Origin of the sequence: Castellaniella sp., from assembly GCF_041675725.1 — a bacterium.
Lineage (GTDB): Bacteria > Pseudomonadota > Gammaproteobacteria > Burkholderiales > Burkholderiaceae_B > Castellaniella.
This window is the reverse complement of the sequence record NZ_JBAYTI010000014.1, coordinates 36,936-52,578: the sequence shown is the minus strand read 5'-3', so window position 1 is coordinate 52,578 and position 15,643 is coordinate 36,936. Positions and strand designations below refer to the sequence as shown.

General features: G+C 67.3%; 15 protein-coding genes, 1 pseudogene and 1 riboswitch. Of the genes and pseudogenes, 7 read left to right on the top strand and 9 right to left on the bottom strand.

Going from position 1 to position 15,643, the window contains the following annotated elements; genetic code table 11:
• Window positions 1–221, bottom strand: a pseudogene (locus tag WCZ84_RS04530) (D-arabinose 5-phosphate isomerase); the annotation flags it as partial.
• Between the two features lie 95 nt (window positions 222–316).
• On the opposite strand from WCZ84_RS04530, the gene WCZ84_RS04525 reads away from it, so the two are divergent.
• Window positions 317–889, top strand: coding sequence for an adenine phosphoribosyltransferase (locus WCZ84_RS04525; protein WP_372685069.1), 573 nt, complete (start codon window positions 317–319; stop codon window positions 887–889).
• A gap of 66 nt (window positions 890–955) precedes the next feature.
• Here WCZ84_RS04525 and WCZ84_RS04520 read toward each other — a convergent pair whose 3' ends face one another.
• Window positions 956–1,525, bottom strand: a complete 570-nt coding sequence (locus tag WCZ84_RS04520) for a YqaA family protein (protein ID WP_372685068.1) — start codon at window positions 1,523–1,525, stop codon at window positions 956–958.
• A gap of 101 nt (window positions 1,526–1,626) precedes the next feature.
• Between WCZ84_RS04520 and ilvA the strand changes: the two genes are divergently transcribed.
• Window positions 1,627–3,195 carry a threonine ammonia-lyase, biosynthetic gene (gene ilvA / locus WCZ84_RS04515; protein WP_372685072.1) on the top strand — a complete coding sequence of 523 codons (1,569 nt, stop codon included), beginning with the start codon at window positions 1,627–1,629 and terminating at the stop codon, window positions 3,193–3,195.
• Here ilvA and phoR read toward each other — a convergent pair.
• Window positions 3,192–4,571 carry a phosphate regulon sensor histidine kinase PhoR gene (phoR, locus tag WCZ84_RS04510; RefSeq protein WP_372685067.1) on the bottom strand — a complete coding sequence of 460 codons (1,380 nt, stop codon included), beginning with the start codon at window positions 4,569–4,571 and terminating at the stop codon, window positions 3,192–3,194. The two genes, ilvA and phoR, sit on opposite strands and share 4 nt — an antisense overlap.
• Window positions 4,572–4,577: 6 nt before the next feature.
• Complete coding sequence (gene phoB / locus WCZ84_RS04505; protein WP_372685066.1) at window positions 4,578–5,273, bottom strand: phosphate regulon transcriptional regulator PhoB; 696 nt, start codon at window positions 5,271–5,273, stop codon at window positions 4,578–4,580.
• A gap of 71 nt (window positions 5,274–5,344) precedes the next feature.
• Here phoB and ubiE point away from each other — a divergent pair, with 71 nt between their 5' ends.
• From ubiE to rfaE2, 5 genes are all read left to right on the top strand, one after another.
• Entirely contained in the window at window positions 5,345–6,109 is a 765-nt protein-coding gene (gene ubiE, locus WCZ84_RS04500) for a bifunctional demethylmenaquinone methyltransferase/2-methoxy-6-polyprenyl-1,4-benzoquinol methylase UbiE (RefSeq protein ID WP_372685065.1), read from the top strand.
• 68 nt (window positions 6,110–6,177) lie between these two features.
• Window positions 6,178–7,131: a Tim44 domain-containing protein gene (locus tag WCZ84_RS04495; protein ID WP_372685064.1), complete on the top strand. Its 954-nt coding sequence runs from the start codon at window positions 6,178–6,180 to the stop codon at window positions 7,129–7,131.
• A gap of 153 nt (window positions 7,132–7,284) precedes the next feature.
• A complete protein-coding gene (locus tag WCZ84_RS04490; protein WP_372685063.1) occupies window positions 7,285–7,905 on the top strand; it encodes an SCP2 domain-containing protein in 621 nt (206 codons plus the stop codon).
• Window positions 7,902–9,470 carry a ubiquinone biosynthesis regulatory protein kinase UbiB gene (gene ubiB / locus WCZ84_RS04485; RefSeq protein WP_372685062.1) on the top strand — a complete coding sequence of 523 codons (1,569 nt, stop codon included), beginning with the start codon at window positions 7,902–7,904 and terminating at the stop codon, window positions 9,468–9,470. The genes WCZ84_RS04490 and ubiB overlap by 4 nt, the downstream gene beginning before the upstream one ends.
• A gap of 8 nt (window positions 9,471–9,478) precedes the next feature.
• The gene (gene rfaE2, locus WCZ84_RS04480) at window positions 9,479–9,973 is read left to right on the top strand and encodes a D-glycero-beta-D-manno-heptose 1-phosphate adenylyltransferase (RefSeq protein WP_372685071.1); all 495 of its coding nucleotides are present in this window, start codon (window positions 9,479–9,481) and stop codon (window positions 9,971–9,973) included.
• A gap of 22 nt (window positions 9,974–9,995) precedes the next feature.
• Here rfaE2 and WCZ84_RS04475 read toward each other — a convergent pair whose 3' ends face one another.
• The 5 genes from WCZ84_RS04475 to WCZ84_RS04455 all read right to left on the bottom strand — a co-directional run bounded on the left by WCZ84_RS04475 (window position 9,996) and on the right by WCZ84_RS04455 (window position 15,318).
• Window positions 9,996–10,676, bottom strand: a complete 681-nt coding sequence (locus WCZ84_RS04475; RefSeq protein ID WP_372685061.1) for a protein-L-isoaspartate O-methyltransferase — start codon at window positions 10,674–10,676, stop codon at window positions 9,996–9,998.
• A 30-nt stretch (window positions 10,677–10,706) separates the two neighbouring features.
• Window positions 10,707–11,543, bottom strand: coding sequence for a bifunctional hydroxymethylpyrimidine kinase/phosphomethylpyrimidine kinase (thiD, locus tag WCZ84_RS04470; protein ID WP_372685060.1), 837 nt, complete (start codon window positions 11,541–11,543; stop codon window positions 10,707–10,709).
• Window positions 11,544–11,580: 37 nt separating this feature from the next.
• Window positions 11,581–12,384, bottom strand: coding sequence for a thiazole synthase (locus WCZ84_RS04465; RefSeq protein ID WP_372685059.1), 804 nt, complete (start codon window positions 12,382–12,384; stop codon window positions 11,581–11,583).
• Between the two features lie 109 nt (window positions 12,385–12,493).
• The gene (locus WCZ84_RS04460; RefSeq protein WP_372685058.1) at window positions 12,494–13,363 is read right to left on the bottom strand and encodes a cobalamin-binding protein; all 870 of its coding nucleotides are present in this window, start codon (window positions 13,361–13,363) and stop codon (window positions 12,494–12,496) included.
• A complete protein-coding gene (locus tag WCZ84_RS04455; protein WP_372685057.1) occupies window positions 13,360–15,318 on the bottom strand; it encodes a TonB-dependent receptor domain-containing protein in 1,959 nt (652 codons plus the stop codon). The genes WCZ84_RS04460 and WCZ84_RS04455 overlap by 4 nt, the downstream gene beginning before the upstream one ends.
• 125 nt (window positions 15,319–15,443) lie before the next feature.
• Window positions 15,444–15,606, bottom strand: a riboswitch (cobalamin riboswitch).
• Window positions 15,607–15,643 lie beyond the last annotated feature (37 nt).

The following is a 15,643-nucleotide window of genomic DNA, read 5'->3' as shown; positions in this document are numbered from 1 at the left end:
GTGGAGGCCAGGGTTGCGGCGATCTTGCGCGCGATGTGCCCCGATTTGCCGATACCGGTGACGACCACGCGCCCCGGGCAGGCGAGGATGGCCGTGACGGCGTGTTCGAACGCCGGCCCCAGCCGGGCCTGCAGCGCCTGCAGGGCCTGGATCTCGGTTTGGAAGGTGCGCCGGGCGCTGGCGCGCATGGCATCCGGGCGCAGTTCGGGTTGTGCGTGCATCCGCGCATTTTATCAGTCTGCACGAAAAGCCCATGGGTGGCGCACGGCTTGTTAAACTGGGCGCGCGATTCACATTTTCCCCTCAGGGTGTTGCCATGCAAACCGATCCGGCCCAGTACGTGCGTGACACGATACGCACGGTACCCGACTGGCCGCAGCCCGGCGTCATGTTCCGCGATATCACGCCGGTCTTCCAGGATCCACGCTCGTTCAGAGTGCTGATCGACTTGTTCGTGTACCGTTACATGCGCCAGCGCCTCGATCTCGTGGCCGGCATCGACGCGCGCGGCTTCATTATCGGTTCTGTGCTGGCGTACGAGCTCAACCTGGGCTTCGTGCCGGTGCGCAAGCAAGGCAAGCTGCCCTTTCGCACGGTGGCCGAGCAGTATTCGCTCGAATACGGCAATGCGGCCGTCGAAATGCATACCGATGCCGTGCGGCCCGGCCAGCGGGTGTTGCTCATCGACGACCTGATCGCTACGGGGGGCACCATGCTAGCGGCGGCCCGCCTGTTGCAGCGCCTTGGCGCCAACGTGGCCGAGGCCGCGGCCATCATCGACCTGCCGGATCTGGGGGGGTCGCAGGCGGTACGGGATTCAGGCCTGCCGGTGTATACCGTCTGCGCGTTTGGCGCCGAGACAGACGCCGCCCCGAATCCGGCTTCATAACGGGGCCGTAAAGGGGCCGTTCCACCGCCGGCCTGCGGCGCGCCCGCAGCCGGGCGCATGGCCCGCTCACAGCCAGCCTGACAGCCAGGGCCAGCTGTGCAGCAGGGCGGCCGTCATGATGATGTAGCGCAGGCACTTGCCGATCGCCATGTACATCACGCTGCGCCAGAATGGCAGGCGCAGCCAGCCTGCCACGGCGCACAATGGGTCGCCGACGATGGGCAGCCACGACAGCAGCAAGGCGGGCGGGCCCAGGCGCTCGAACCAGTTCGAGCCCAGCTGGTGCCAGCGCCCGCCGGCCCGGGCCGGCGCGCCCCGATCATCGGGCTGGTTGGCCGGCGGGTACGCCCGCTCTGCCGCCGGGGGGCGGCGCCACTGGTGCCACAGGGTTTCCGCGCCGGCGCCCATCACGTAAGTCACCACCCCGCCCAGCGTGTTGCCGACGGTGGCGACGGCCACTGCGGGCCAGAACATGTGCGGGGCCAGCTGCACGAACGCGAACACGGCGGGTTCCGATCCCAGCGGAAGCAGGGTGGCCGAGATCAGGCTGACGAAGAAAATGGCCGGCAGGCCCACCTGGGGCAGGGCCATGGCCGCCAACACGGCCTGGATGAAAGAATGCAGCCAGAGTTCCATGAGAGGGGGTTTGCCATTCGAGCGGCTACTCTACGTTCTGGCGGGCGATTTGTCGAGCTGTGATATTCTTTTTTGCTTTCGGCCTGTGTCGGGCGCCGTTTCTGGAAGGCCGCCCGCCAAAGCCGCGTGCCCCCAAGGGCCTAACCGCCGATGCCTCTGCCATGTCCGTCGATTACCTGAAACGCATTCTGACCTCGAAAGTGTACGATGTCGCCCACGAGACCGACCTCGAACCCGCCACGCGGATCTCCCGGCGGATCGGCAACACGGTGCTGCTCAAGCGCGAGGATACCCAGCCGGTCTTCAGCTTCAAATTGCGGGGCGCCTACAACAAGATGGCCAACCTGCCGGCCGATGCGCTCAAGCGCGGCGTGATCGCTGCGTCGGCGGGCAATCACGCGCAGGGGGTGGCGCTCGCGGCCAGCCGCCTCAAGTGCCGCGCCGTGATCGTCATGCCGGTGACCACCCCGCAGGTCAAGATCGATGCCGTGAAGGCGCTGGGGGGCGAGGTCGTGCTGCATGGCGACAGTTTTACCGATGCCGCCGAACACGCCGCCGGGCTGCAGGCCCAAGAGGGCCTCACTTTCGTGCACCCGTTCGATGACCCGGACGTGATCGCGGGCCAAGGTACCATCGGCATGGAGATCCTGCGCCAGCACCCGGGGCCGATCGATGCCGTGTTCGTGGCGATCGGCGGGGGCGGGTTGATCTCGGGGGTGGCCGCGTACATCAAGCAGCTGCGCCCGGACATCCAGGTGATCGGGGTGCAGACCGAAGACTCCAATGCCATGATACGCAGCGTGCAGGCGGGCCGGCGCCTGAAGCTGGCCGACGTCGGGCTGTTCTCGGATGGCACGGCGGTCAAGCAGGTGGGGCAGGAAACCCTGCGGCTGGTGCGCGAGTACGTCGATGATTTCATTACGGTCGACACCGATGCCATCTGTGCCGGCATCAAGGATGTGTTCCAGGACACGCGCAGCGTGCTCGAGCCGGCGGGTGCCCTGGCCCTGGCGGGCCTCAAGCGTTATGTGGCGCAGCACAAATGGAAAGGCAAGACACTGGTGGCGATCACCTGTGGCGCCAACATGAATTTCGATCGCCTGCGTTTCGTGGCCGAGCGGGCCGACGTGGGCGAAGCCCGCGAAGCCTTGTTCGCCATCACGCTGCCAGAGCAACGCGGCAGTTTCCTGCGCCTGTGCGAAGCCGTCGGGCAGCGCTCGGTCACAGAGTTCAACTACCGCATCTCCGATGCCGAGAAAGCGCACGTGTACGTGGGCCTGCAGATCCGCTCGGAGGCCGAAATCGAGAAGCTGGCCGCCCATTTCCGCAAGCAGGGCTTCCCCACCCTGGACCTGACCGGCAACGAAATGGCCAAGACCCACTTGCGCTACATGGTAGGCGGGCATTCCGAGCTCGCCAGCCACGAGGTCCTGTACCGCTTCGAGTTCCCCGAGCGCCCGGGCGCTCTGATGAAATTCCTGGGGGCGATGAATCCAGAGTGGAACATCAGCCTGTTCCACTACCGCAACCAGGGCGATGACTACGGCCGTATCCTGGTGGGCATCCAGGTGCCGCCGTCCGACAAGAAAGCCTTCAAGGAATTCCTGACGACGCTGGGCTACCCCCACTGGAACGAGTCGGATAATCCGGCCTACCAGCTGTTCCTCTAAGCCTGCGCCCGGGCCTGCGCCGGCGCTGGATCCGGCCCCGCGGCCGGCCCGGCGGGTTGCGCGGCCGGCGCATCGTGCGGCGGGCCGGCGGCCAGCACGCGGGCGGGCGGCAGGATGATGGAAAACGTGCTGCCTTGCCCGGGTGTGCTTTCGATCTGCAGCTCGGCGTCGTGGCGCATCACCACGTGACGTGCGATGGCCAGGCCCAGGCCCGTGCCGCCTGTGGCCCTGGAACGCCCCCGGTTTGCACGGAAAAAGCGCTCGGTCAGGCGCGGGATGTCGGCCGAGGCGATACCGATGCCGGTATCGGCCACCCGGCAGGCGGCGGCCCCGGAGGCGAGCCGCTCCCAGGTGACGGTGATCGAACCCTCGGCGGGTGTGTAGCGCACGGCATTGGTGAGCAGATTGCCGATCGCCGAGGCCAGTTCGCCGGCTTGTCCGCAGACCTGCAGTTGATCGTCGATCCGGCTCTCGAAGCGGTGCCGCCCCTGCGAAAGCGCCAGTGCCTGTTCCAGCGCCGCGCGGATCAGGGCGGCCATGTCCACCGGTGAACCCGCCTCTTGTGTCGTGGATTCCAGGGCCGACAAGGTCAGCAGGTCGTCGACCAGCGCCTGCATGTTGTGCGCCTGCTCGGCCATCAGCTCCAGGTAGTGGCGTTGGGCTTCGGGGGCCTGGTCTGCCGCAGGCCAGTCGAGCAGGGTTTCGATGAAGCCCGACAGCACGGTGAGCGGGGTGCGCATTTCGTGCGATACGTTGGCCACGAAATCTTTGCGCGTGTTTTCCAGGCGCTCGATCTGGGTGATGTCGCGCGTCACCATCAGGTACTGGCCCACGCCATAGGGCGCCAGGTGCAGGGACAGGGTGCGCTGCTGATTGCCATAGCCGCGCGACAGGATCAGCGGCTTATCCCATTGGGATTGGCTGGCATACTGCGCAAACCGGGGGTCGCGCAGGATGTTCAGGATGCTGTGGCCCCGATCGCGCTCGAGATCCAGGCCGAGGTGGCCGGCTGCGGTTTGGTTGCACCAGATCAGGGCCTGGTCCGGGCCCAGCGTCAGGGCGCCGTCGGGCAGTGCCTCGGCGGCGAGCAGGGCGCGGTTGAAGTGCCGGGTGCGTTCTTTCAGGTCCAGCCGGTTCTGTTTGAGCTTGCGATAAATAGGGGCCAGGATTTCGTCCCAGGGCCCCACGGATGGGGGCGGCGGGTCGTCGATCTGGCGTACCCATCGGGCGATGCGGGAAAGCTGCAATCCGCTGACCAGGATCATCGTCAGCAGGCCCAGCGCAAACAGGGCCCAGCCTGTGGCAGCGCCCAGCCAAGTGCCCAGAAGCCAGCCGCCCAGGGCCCATAGTGCGATCGAAACGAGAGTCTTGCCCATGGTGTTCTACAGCGTGTCCGGGGGCTCGAAGCGATAGCCCGCACCCCGTATCGTCTGGATGCTGTCCTGCAGCCCGGCGCGTGCCAGAGCCTTGCGCAGGCGGCGCACATGCACGTCTACCGTGCGTTCTTCCACTGCGGCGTGTTCGCCCCAGACCTGATCGAGCAGCTGGCTGCGGTTGTAGACGCGCCCGGCATGCGTCGCGAGAAAGTGTAGCAGGCGAAATTCAGTGGGCCCCATCGGCAGCGCCCGCCCGTGGCCGCTGGCGCTGCGGGTTTCGGGGTCGAGCCGCAGCGGACCGGCCTGCACCGTATCCGGGCTGAGCTGGGGCGTGCGCCGGCGCAGCAGCGAGCGGATCCGGGCGAGCAGCTCGCGCACCGAAAAAGGCTTGCCGATGTAGTCATCGGCGCCGGCCTCGAGCCCGGCCACGATGTCCTGTTCGCTGCTGCGCGCCGTCAGCATGATCAAGGGGATGGCCTGCGTGCGCCGGTGGGCGCGCAGTGCGCGCGCCAACCGCACGCCCGAGCCATCGGGCAGCATCCAGTCCAGCAGAACCAGGTCGGGCAAGGACTGCTCGAGACTGGCCTGCGCCTGTTTCAGCGACCCGGCGCATTGCACCTGGTAGCCTGCGCGTTGCAGGTTCAGAGACAGCAGGGCCTGGATGGCCGGCTCGTCTTCGATGACCAGAATGGTGGCCGTCATGCGGGGGTGTGGAAGTGAAAGGTCATGCCGGCATTATTTCACTGTTGCGGATGCGGTACGATACACACATCATGCACAAGCCTGTTCACGACACCGGCCCGGGGCCGCATACGCACTTTGGTTACCAGTCCGTGCCCGAATCGGAAAAGGCCCGGCGGGTGGCCGACGTCTTTCATTCGGTGGCCTCGCGCTACGACTTGATGAACGACCTGATGTCGGCCGGCCTGCATCGGTTCTGGAAGCACTTTGCCGTGGCCCGGGCTCAGGTGCGGGCGGGCATGAAAGTGCTCGACATCGCAGGCGGCACGGGCGATCTCGCGCGCGCCTTTGCGCAACGCGCCGGCGCCCGGGGCGAAGTCTGGCTCACCGACATCAACGAATCCATGCTCCGGGTGGGGCGCGACCGCCTGCTGGATGCCGGGTTGGTGGTGCCCGTGGCGGTGTGCGATGCCGAGTGCCTGCCATTTCCGGATGCTTATTTCGATCGGGTCAGCGTGGCTTTCGGCCTGCGCAACATGACCCACAAAGAGCAGGCCCTGGCCGAGATGCGGCGGGTGCTCAAGCCGGGCGGCAAACTGCTGGTGCTCGAGTTCTCGCGTGTCAGCCCGGCGCTGGCAGGGGCCTATGACTGGTATTCCTTCAATGTGCTGCCACGGATGGGCCGCTGTGTGGCCGGCGATGAGGCCAGCTATCGCTACCTGGCCGAATCCATCCGCATGCACCCCGACCAGGACACGCTGGCGGCCATGATGCGCGATGCGGGTCTCGAACGCGTCCAGTATTTCAATCTCACGGCCGGTGTGGCGGCCCTGCACGAAGGGGTTCGCCTGAGCTGATTTTTATGGTACCGTCCCATCTCGTTCAGCTTTTTGTCAGCTTGTATGGCTGACGAGACGGAGACATCATGAATCAGTCCCTTGTTCGCCTGCTTCCTGGCCTGCTGCTCATTCTGGCAGCCGTGGTCATGCTGACCGTCACCCAGGATGCCGAAGCGCGGCGGTTGGGCGGGGGTCTGAGCTTTGGTCGCCAGTCTTCCAACATCATGAAACAGCGCCAAGCGGTGACCCCGCCGGCGGCCCGCAGCACGCCGCAAACGGCGGCGCCGGCAGCGGGTGCGGCCGGCGCCAAGGCGGCCGGGGCGACGGCACGCTCCGGCATGTCGCGCTGGCTGGGCCCGATCGCCGGCATCGCCGCCGGCCTGGGCATTGCCGCCTTGCTGTCCAGCCTGGGGTTGTCGGGCGCCTTGCTCGAATTCCTGTCCAGCGCCCTGCTGATCGGTCTGGTGGTGTTCGCCGTCCTCTTCCTGGTGCGGCGCCTGCGCGCTGCCCAGCAGCCCATGGCGGCCGCGCGCGCGGGCCAGGGCGCCACAGGATCGCACAGTTACCGCCAGGCGCATGAAACCGCCGGCCCGGTCGCCGCATCGGCGGCTGCGGTACCGGCCATCGAGGCCGTGGCATCGACGGCCACGCCGGACGCCAGCTGGTTCATTCCGGCGGATTTCGACGTGCCGGCCTTCCTGGCCCAGGCCAAGCAGCAGTTCGTCCGGATCCAGGCCTTGTGGGATGCGGGTGACCGCGACCAGCTGGGGACGCTGCTCACCGACGACATGCTGGTAGAGATCACGCCCAGCCTGCCGCAGCCCGATGAGGGCAACACGACCGAGGTCGTGCTGCTCAATGCCGAGCTGATGGGGATCGAGACGGTGGCGGGCGGGCATCTCGCCAGCGTGCGCTATTCGGGCATGCTGCGCGAGAGCGCCGGGGCCGAGGCCTCGCGCTTCGAAGAGGTCTGGAATCTCTACAAAGCCCAGGGCGCCGGCTGGCTGCTTGCCGGGATACAGCAGATCGAGCCGCGCTGAGCCGGGGCCCCGGGCAGGCCGGGTGACGGGGCCTCAAAACCGGTAAACTGAAACCTTTACGGGCTCTGGCGCGCCAGGGGCCGATCCGCCTGCCGCGGGTCAGTTCCCCAGTGCGCGGGCGCCTGGTTTTCCGTAGTCCCGGTGCACCCATCCATGCGTATCCCGTCGTTTCTGCCTACACCCTCCACGTGCCTGCTGCGGGGCATCAACCACCTGCTGGCGCAAGAAGCCGGGTCTGCGGCGCAGCTGGCGGCGCATGCGGGCAAATCCTTCCGCCTGGCGGCTGGCGCGCCGCTGCACTGGCAGGCTACCATCACCCCGGCGGGCCAGCTGCAGGCGTGTCCTGCCGGTATCGTGCCCGACGTCGTGCTCTCCATCCCGCCCGCCCGGCGCGCCGAGCTTCTGCCCGCCTGGCAACAGCGCGGTCTGGCCGGGGTCGCGGGCCTGGCCCGCATCGAAGGGGACGCCGCACTGGCGCAGGCATTGTCCGAACTCGCGACGACCGTGCGCTGGGATATGGAAGACGACCTCGCGCGGGTCGTGGGCAACTGGCCCGCGGTTCGGCTGGCGCGCGGCGTGCACGCTCTGGCGCACGGCCTGCGGCGCACGGGGCAAGGGCTGCAGGGCACGGTGGCCGAGTATCTGCACGAAGAATCCGGCCTGCTCGCGGGGCGCACCGGTCTGCAGGGGCTGCAGGCCCGCAGCCATGCATTGCAGGGGGCGCTGGATGCGCTGCAGGCCCGGCTGCAGCGGCTCGAGCATTCCACGCCATGACCCTCTTTCGCCTCATCTACATCCTCTGGGTGGGTCTGCGCTATCGTCTCGACGAACTGGTGCTCTCCAGCCTGCAGCACCCCTGTGCGCATGCCTTGTTGCGGGTCGTGCGCCTGGGCATGCGCCCGCGCCGTCCACGGGGCGAACGCCTGCGGGTCGCGCTGGAAACGCTGGGGCCTATTTATGTCAAGTTCGGCCAGGTGCTGTCGACGCGCCGCGACCTGGTGCCGCCGGACATCGCCGATGAACTGGCCCTGCTACAGGATCGGGTGCCGCCTTTTCCGTCCGACGAGGCGGCGGCGATCATCCACGAGGCCCTGGGCGATGCGCCCGAAAACCTGTTCGCCCAGTTCGAACGCGACCCCGTCGCTTCGGCCTCCATCGCCCAGGTGCACTTTGCCGTTCTGCATGACGGCCGCGAGGTGGCCGTCAAGGTCTTGCGCCCGGGCATGCGCGATGCCATCGAACGCGATCTGTCCCTGATGCGCTCGTTGGCGGCGCTGGTCGAGCGGCTGGCACCGGATGGCCGGCGCCTGAAGCCGCGCGAAGTGGTGGCCGAGTTCGACAAATACCTGCACGACGAGCTCGATCTGGTGCGCGAGGCGGCCAACTGCAGCCAGTTGCGGCGCAATTTCGGGCCCGGCACGGGGCGCGAGCACTTGCTGCGGGTGCCCGAGGTCATCTGGGAATACTGCGCCACGCCGGTGTTCACCATGCAGCGCATGTACGGGGTGCCGGTCAGTCAGGTGGCCCGCCTCCAGGCCCTGGGGGTCGACATCCCGCGGCTGGCCCGACAGGGGGTGGAAATCTTCTTCATGCAGGTCTTCACCGATGGGTTCTTCCATGCCGACATGCATCCGGGCAACATCTACGTATCAGACGAACCCGACACGCTGGGCCAGTACATCGCGCTGGACTTCGGTATCGTCGGATCACTATCCGAGTTCGACAAAAACTACTTGGCGCAGAACTTCCTGGCCTTCTTCCGGCGCGACTATCGGCGCGTGGCGCAGCTGCACATCGAGTCGGGCTGGGTGCCGGCCGCAACCCGCGAAGAAGAGCTCGAAGGCGCCGTCCGGGCGGTCTGCGAGCCCTATTTCGATCGCCCGCTGGCCGAGATCTCGCTGGGCCAGGTGCTGTTGCGCCTGTTCCAGACGTCGCGCCGGTTCCACGTCGAGATCCAGCCTCAGCTGGTACTGCTGCAGAAAACACTGCTCAACGTCGAAGGCATGGGCCGCGAACTGGACCCGGACCTCGACCTTTGGCAGACGGCCAAGCCGTTTCTCGAGCGCTGGATGCACGAACGCGTCGGCTGGCGCGGGCTGCGCGAGCGGCTGGATCAGGAAGCCAGCCAATGGTCGCAGCTGCTGCCGCAGATCCCGCGGCTCGTGCACACGCAGCTGAGCCGGCCAGACCAGGGCAGCGCCCTGCATGCCGAGCTGCAGGCGCTGGTCCGCGGCCGCGAACGTACGAATCGCCTGCTGATCGTCGTATGCGCCCTGCTCGCCATCGGGCTGGGGGTGGCCGTATGGGCTCTGATGCCGCTCATGGGCGGGGTGTCCTGATGCCGCTGATGCAGCCCCCGCGCTTCGAAGCCAAGATCCTGGGCCGGGCCGCCTGCCTGCAGGCCGTGCGCGCGCGTCTCTGGCCGCGGCCGCTGGTGTTCACCAATGGGGTTTTCGACGTGCTGCATCGCGGGCATGTCACCTATCTCGATCGGGCCGCCCAGCTGGGGGCGACCTTGATCGTGGCCGTCAATAGCGATGCGTCGGTCCGGCGGCTGGGCAAGGGCCCCGACCGGCCCCTGAATGGGCAGGCCGACCGCGCAGCCGTCCTGGCGGCGCTGGCCAGCGTGTCTGTCGTTACTCTGTTCGACGAAGACACTCCCTTGCAACTCATCGAGGCGTTGCGCCCCGACGTCATCGTGAAAGGGGGCGATTACGATATGGACCGCCTGCCGGAGACCGCCGCGGTACGCGGCTGGGGCGGGCGAGCCGTGGCCATTGCGTTCGAGCATTCGCGCTCGACCACGGCCTTGTTGCAGAAAATCAGGGCCACGCGCCCCTGATGCGCGGGCCTGGTGCGCGGATTCAGAACTTGAAGCGGGATCGGCACGTGCCGCGCAATGGCTTGGCCCAGGTATCGAAGAGCTGGAGGGTCTCGAAGTTGGCCGCGCTGGTGCGGGTGATACGGCAGGCCGTCATGATGGGGTTGTGCCCGACGATGGCGACCAGGCGCCCGCCAATGGCCAGTTGGTACTTCAGGGTATCGGGGACCACGGGCACCGAGCCGGTGATCACGATGGCGTCGTACTCGGCAGACCCCCAGCCGGCATGGGCATCGCCGGTTTCGAGGGTGACGTTGCCCACGCCGGCACGGGTCAGGTTGGCCCGCGCGAAGGCCGTCAGGCGGCTTTCGATCTCGATGCTGGTGATCTGCTGGCACAGGCGCGACAGCAGGGCGGCCTGGTAGCCCGAACCGGTGCCGATCTCGAGTACGCAATCGGTGGGCTGCAGCTGCAAGGCCTCGGCCAGGCGCGCCTCGACCTTGGGCGACAGCATGGTTTCGCGGGTGTCCACGCCATCGATGATCAGCGGCAGTTCGGTGTCGGCAAAGGCCAGCGCCCGCAGTTGCCGTGGCACGAATTGTTCGCGCGGCATGTCGAAGATGGCTTGCAGGACGTGTTCATCTTGCACGTTCCATGGGCGGATCTGCTGCTCGACCATGTTGAAGCGGGCACGGTCGGCCCCAGAAATATCATTGACATTCATGTCGCTATCCGGAATTTCATGTGCCCCAGATTATAGGACAGCCTGGGGATGGCCCGGCCACCAGGCATGGAAATGCTGCACAGGCCCATGGCCCGAACCGACCTGGAGCTGGTCGGACGCCTGAATGGCGCGCACCAGATAGGCTTTGGCCTGGCGGGCGGCTTCGGGTACCGGGCTGATCTGTGGCAACAGGGCCGCCAGCGCGGCCGACAGGGTGCAGCCGGTACCGTGGGTATTGCGGGTCTCGATGCGCCGCCCCGGCAGTTCGACGAGCCGGTCGCCATCATGCAGCATGTCGATCGTGTCGTTGCCCGGCAGGTGTCCGCCTTTCAGGAACACCCAGCGCGGGCCGTCGTCGGCCATCAGGCGGCGCAGGCGCTCGGCCACCCGGCGCATGGTCTTGGGGGAGTCGGCTGCGTTTTCCCCAAGGAGCACGGCGGCTTCCGGCAGGTTGGGGGTGATGACGGTGGCCTGGGGGATCAGGGCCTCGCGCAGGGCGTCCACGGCGCTGCGCTCGAGCAGGTGATCGCCGCTTTTGGCGACCATGACGGGATCGAGCACGACGTGGCCGGGCTGCCAGTGCTGCAGGCGCTCGGCCACGATGTAGGTAACGCCGGCCTGGCCCAGCATGCCGACCTTGACGGCGTCCACGCGCACGTCGTCGAACAGCGTGTCGATCTGGGCCGCCACGAAATCGGGCGGCACGGGGGCGATATGCGTTACCGCGCGGGTATTCTGGGCCGTCAGGGCCGCCACGACCGCCATCCCGTAGGCGCCCAGGGCGCTCATGGTCTTGATGTCGGCCAGTATGCCGGCCCCTCCGGAGGGGTCGACGCCAGCGATGGACAGGGTGTTGGGGATCAGCATGCTCGAAAGCCCTGAAAAGGGCAGGATGGGGAAAAGTTCAGGCCGCGTGGGTCGAGGGCAGCAGCCCTTCGGTGGGCGAGCTTGGGTCGGCGTCGTAGTATTTGCGCCGAACGCGGCCCGCGAGGAAGGCTTCCCGCCCGGCACGGACCGCCATGCGCATCGCGCCCGCCATGCGGATGGGGTCGCGGGCGCCGGCGATGGCCGTGTTCATGAGGATGGCGTCACAACCCAGTTCCATGGCGATGGCGGCATCCGAGGCCGTACCCACCCCCGCATCGACCAGGACGGGCACGCGCGCCTGATCGATGATGAGGCGCAGGTTCCAGGGATTGAGGATCCCCATGCCCGAGCCGATCAGCGAGGCCAGCGGCATCACCGCGGCGACGCCCATGTCTTCGAGCATGCGGCACTGGATCGGGTCGTCGCTGCAGTAGACCATGACATCGAAGCCGTCTGCCACCAGCGTGCGGGCGGCGGCCAGGGTTTCGGGCATGTTCGGAAACAGGTTGCCGGCGTCTCCAAGGACTTCCAGCTTGACGAGCGTGTGGCCATCGAGCAGCTCGCGCGCCAGGCGCAGGGTACGCACGGCATCTTCGGCGGTGTAGCAGCCGGCCGTGTTGGGCAGCAGCGTGTATTTTTCGGGTGGCAGGAAGTCCAGCAGATTGGGCTCGCCCGGCGTCTGCCCGATGTTGGTGCGGCGAATGGCTACGGTGACGATCTCGGCGCCGCTGGCCTCGATGGCCAGGCGGGTTTCTTCGAAATCGCGGTATTTCCCGGTGCCCACCAGCAGGCGGGAGTGAAAAGTGCGTTGGGCAATGGTGAGGGGGTCGGAAGCGTTCATGATCGGCGTGGGCGTGCAATACGGTAGAAGTGGCGGGTGCGGGATGCAGGCGCCATGTACAAGGATAATCCATCTGCTTGCCTTGCAGGCAGGTGTCTTGTCGTGCGCTTCAGGGCATGACCGCGCACAGGGCCTCGGCCGCGTCCACCAGACGGGGCCCCGGACGGAACAGCCAGTCTGCCGGGATCGCCTCGATCCGTCCGGCCAGGGCTGCCGGCAGCCCATATCGGGCCCACCACGCCCGGCGTTGCGACAGGCCTTGTGCCGTGTCGGGCGACACGATGACCAGGTCCGGATCCTGCCGGAGCACCGCTTCGACGCTGGTCTGCGGTGCGGCAAGCGGGCTGTCGGCATACAGGTTGCGGCCGCCGCAGCGGTGCAGCAGATCGTTGATGAGGGGATCGTTGCCCAGCGTGTAGAGTGGCGACTGCCCGACCTCGATATAGACCGAGGCCTGCTGTGCGGGATGCCGGTCCAGCGCCGCAATGCGGGCCTGCAGGCCTGCGGCGGCCGTGTGGGCGACGGACGCCGTCCCCAGCTGCCCGCCCAGCCAGCGGATCCACCGTGGAATGTCGTCCAGCGTCCTGGGCTCGACATAATGCAGTGGGATGTTCAGCGTGGCCAGGCGGCGGGCCAGCGCCCGGGTTGCGGGCGTGTCCTGCCAGCCCAGCACGAGCGTGGGCTGCAGGGCCAGAATGGCTTCTTCGTTGAAAAGCAGGCCGTCCCCGATCCGGGGCAGCTGGGTGGCCTGGGGGGGATAATCGCTGCTGAGCACCGTGCCCACGATCCGGTCGCCGGCTCCGGCTGCGAACACCAGTTCGGTCACGCTGGGCGCCAGCGTGACCACGCGCGGCGTGCGGGCGGCGGGCGCCTGTCCGCTGGCCAGGCCCGGCCACCAGACGAGGAATGCCGCCAACAGGCTGGCGCACAGGCGGGGCATGATGCGGGCCCGCCAACGGGCCCGCCCGAGCCGGATCATGGGGTCTTCCAGGACAGGTTCACGAACACGTTGGATCCCGGCGTGTTGTAGCCGTTGACCAGGGTGTAGTGCTTGTCGAGGATGTTGTTCCAGCGCACCTGCATGCCCAGGGATTTCGTGAAGGCATACTCTGCCGTGAGGTTGACCAGCGAATACCCGCCCAGCCGCGTGCGGTTGTACAGGTCGTCGTAGCGGTTGCCCGTGTATTGATATTCGGCACCCAGGTTCCAGCCGTAGAGGCGGTGCGTCACGCCCAGGTTGAACACCTGGCGTGCCCGGCGGGGCAATTGTGCCCCTTCGGCGGGCAGGCCGGCGGCTGCATCGGCGGGTGCGGGATCGTCGTTGCGCGGGTCGAGCAGGTCGAGGCTGGCATGCAGCGTCGTCTGCCCCAGGCGCTGGCTGCCTGCCAGCGTGAGGCCCTGCAGCGTGGCACGATGAACGTTGTCCATGGTGCCCTCGAAGGTGAGCGGGTTCGACACGTAGGTGATCAAGTCACGGATCTGATTGCGGTACAGCGTCAGGCTCACCTGCGTGGTCTCGTCCTCGTAGCGCAGGTGAACCTCGACGTTGCGCGAGGATTCGGGCTTGAGGTTTGGGTTGCCGCGATACCAGGCTTCTGGCAGGTTCTGGTACAGGTCCGAAAAGGTCGGCATGCGAAAGCCGGTATTGGCGGCCACACCGATCTGCCAGCGGTCCGTCAGGTCATAGTCCAGGGCCAGGCTGCCCGTGGGTTTGTTGCCATGGCCCGTATAGTTGTCGTTGCGCAGGCTGGCCTGGGTGCGCAGCTTGCCCAGCTGCGCCTTGTAGATCAAGGCCACCGCATTGGTCTGGCGCTGGGTGAGGTCGAAGGCGGAGCTGGCCTCGATGCGTTCGGTGCCGTGTTCGGCCAGCAGCGACAGGCGCTGATTTGGCTGGATCTGCCAGTTGTTCTGCCAGGACAGGGTCTGCCGCGTGCTGGCGGTCAGGTTGTTCGACATCGGCGTGCGCGATTCATTGGACTCGCGGGCCCAGGTCCAGCGCACGATGCTGTCCCAGCCGTCCGTGATCCGGTCCTCGGTGCTCAGTGTGTAGACCTGCTGGCGGTAGTGGCTGGTGACGTTGTCCAGCCCCGGGTACAGCATGAAGGTATCGGCGTCGTAGTACGACGAATCGAAATCCGCCCGGCTGTAGCTGTTGAAAGCCGTCAGACCCAGGCGATGGCCGGCCGCCCAGGTCCGGCCCAACGTGCCGCTCCAGGCGTGGCTGCGATAGCCGTCACGGTCCTTGTGGTGTTCGCTGTTCGGGCTGCCGTCGGCGTAGTGACTGCGGGTGGCATCGAAACCACGGCTCTGGTCGGTGCTGCCCGACAGGCTGTAATCCCAGCCCGCCGTCGCGCCCGAGAGCCCCAGGCTGGTACGGGCCGTGGCCTGGCTGCCATAGCCGGCGTTGGCCCAGAGGCTCAGGGGCGTGTCTTCGCGGCTTCGGCGGGTGATGATGTTCACCACCCCGCCCAGGGCATCCGAGCCATACAGGCTGCTGGCCGAACCGCGCAAGACCTCGATGCGTTCGATCTGGGAGGGATCCAGGGCGGGAAAGAGCGACAGGCCGGTGATCGAACTGTTGATGCGCACGCCATCGACCAGAATCAGCGACTGGCTGGGGCCCGCGCCCCGGATGAATACGCTGGTGGCCGTCTGGGGGCCCCCATAATCGGTGAATTGCACCCCGGGGGTACGGCTCAGGATCCGGGCGACGCTGTCGCCGCCGGCATTCTGCAACGTGGTCCGAGGGACCAGCGTGACGTCGCCCACCACGTCGGCCAGGGGTTCGGGGCTGCGGCTGGCCGTCACGACGATATCCTGCAGCATGGGGATGGATGGGGAGGCGGGTTCGGATGGCGCGGTGGCCCAGGACGGGCAGGCCAGGAAAAGCGGCACGAGCACCAGGCCGCGCCGCAAGGGGAAGGAGATAGACATCTGGATGAGTCCCTGCAAGGTGCGCGTCCCCGCACACCGGATCGATCGGCCCCGTTCGGGGGGGTGTCGGGGCCCTGCACGCAGAGGGCGCCTTCGTGCCAGGGGGCCTGGCGACCGCCGAAGGGGATTCAGGTAACGACACAGCTCGGTATCGGGCTGGCAAGTGGCGTGTCCGGCACTTGCACACCGTTGCGGGGGCAGCACAGCCCGGTTCCTGGTGGAACCGCTTGTTTCCCGTTTTACAGGCCCTGTCATGGGGCACGGCCTGCCTGCATCGTGTCGGGATTCTAGCATCCGCCGATGCAGGGGCGGGCCCGGACCCCGA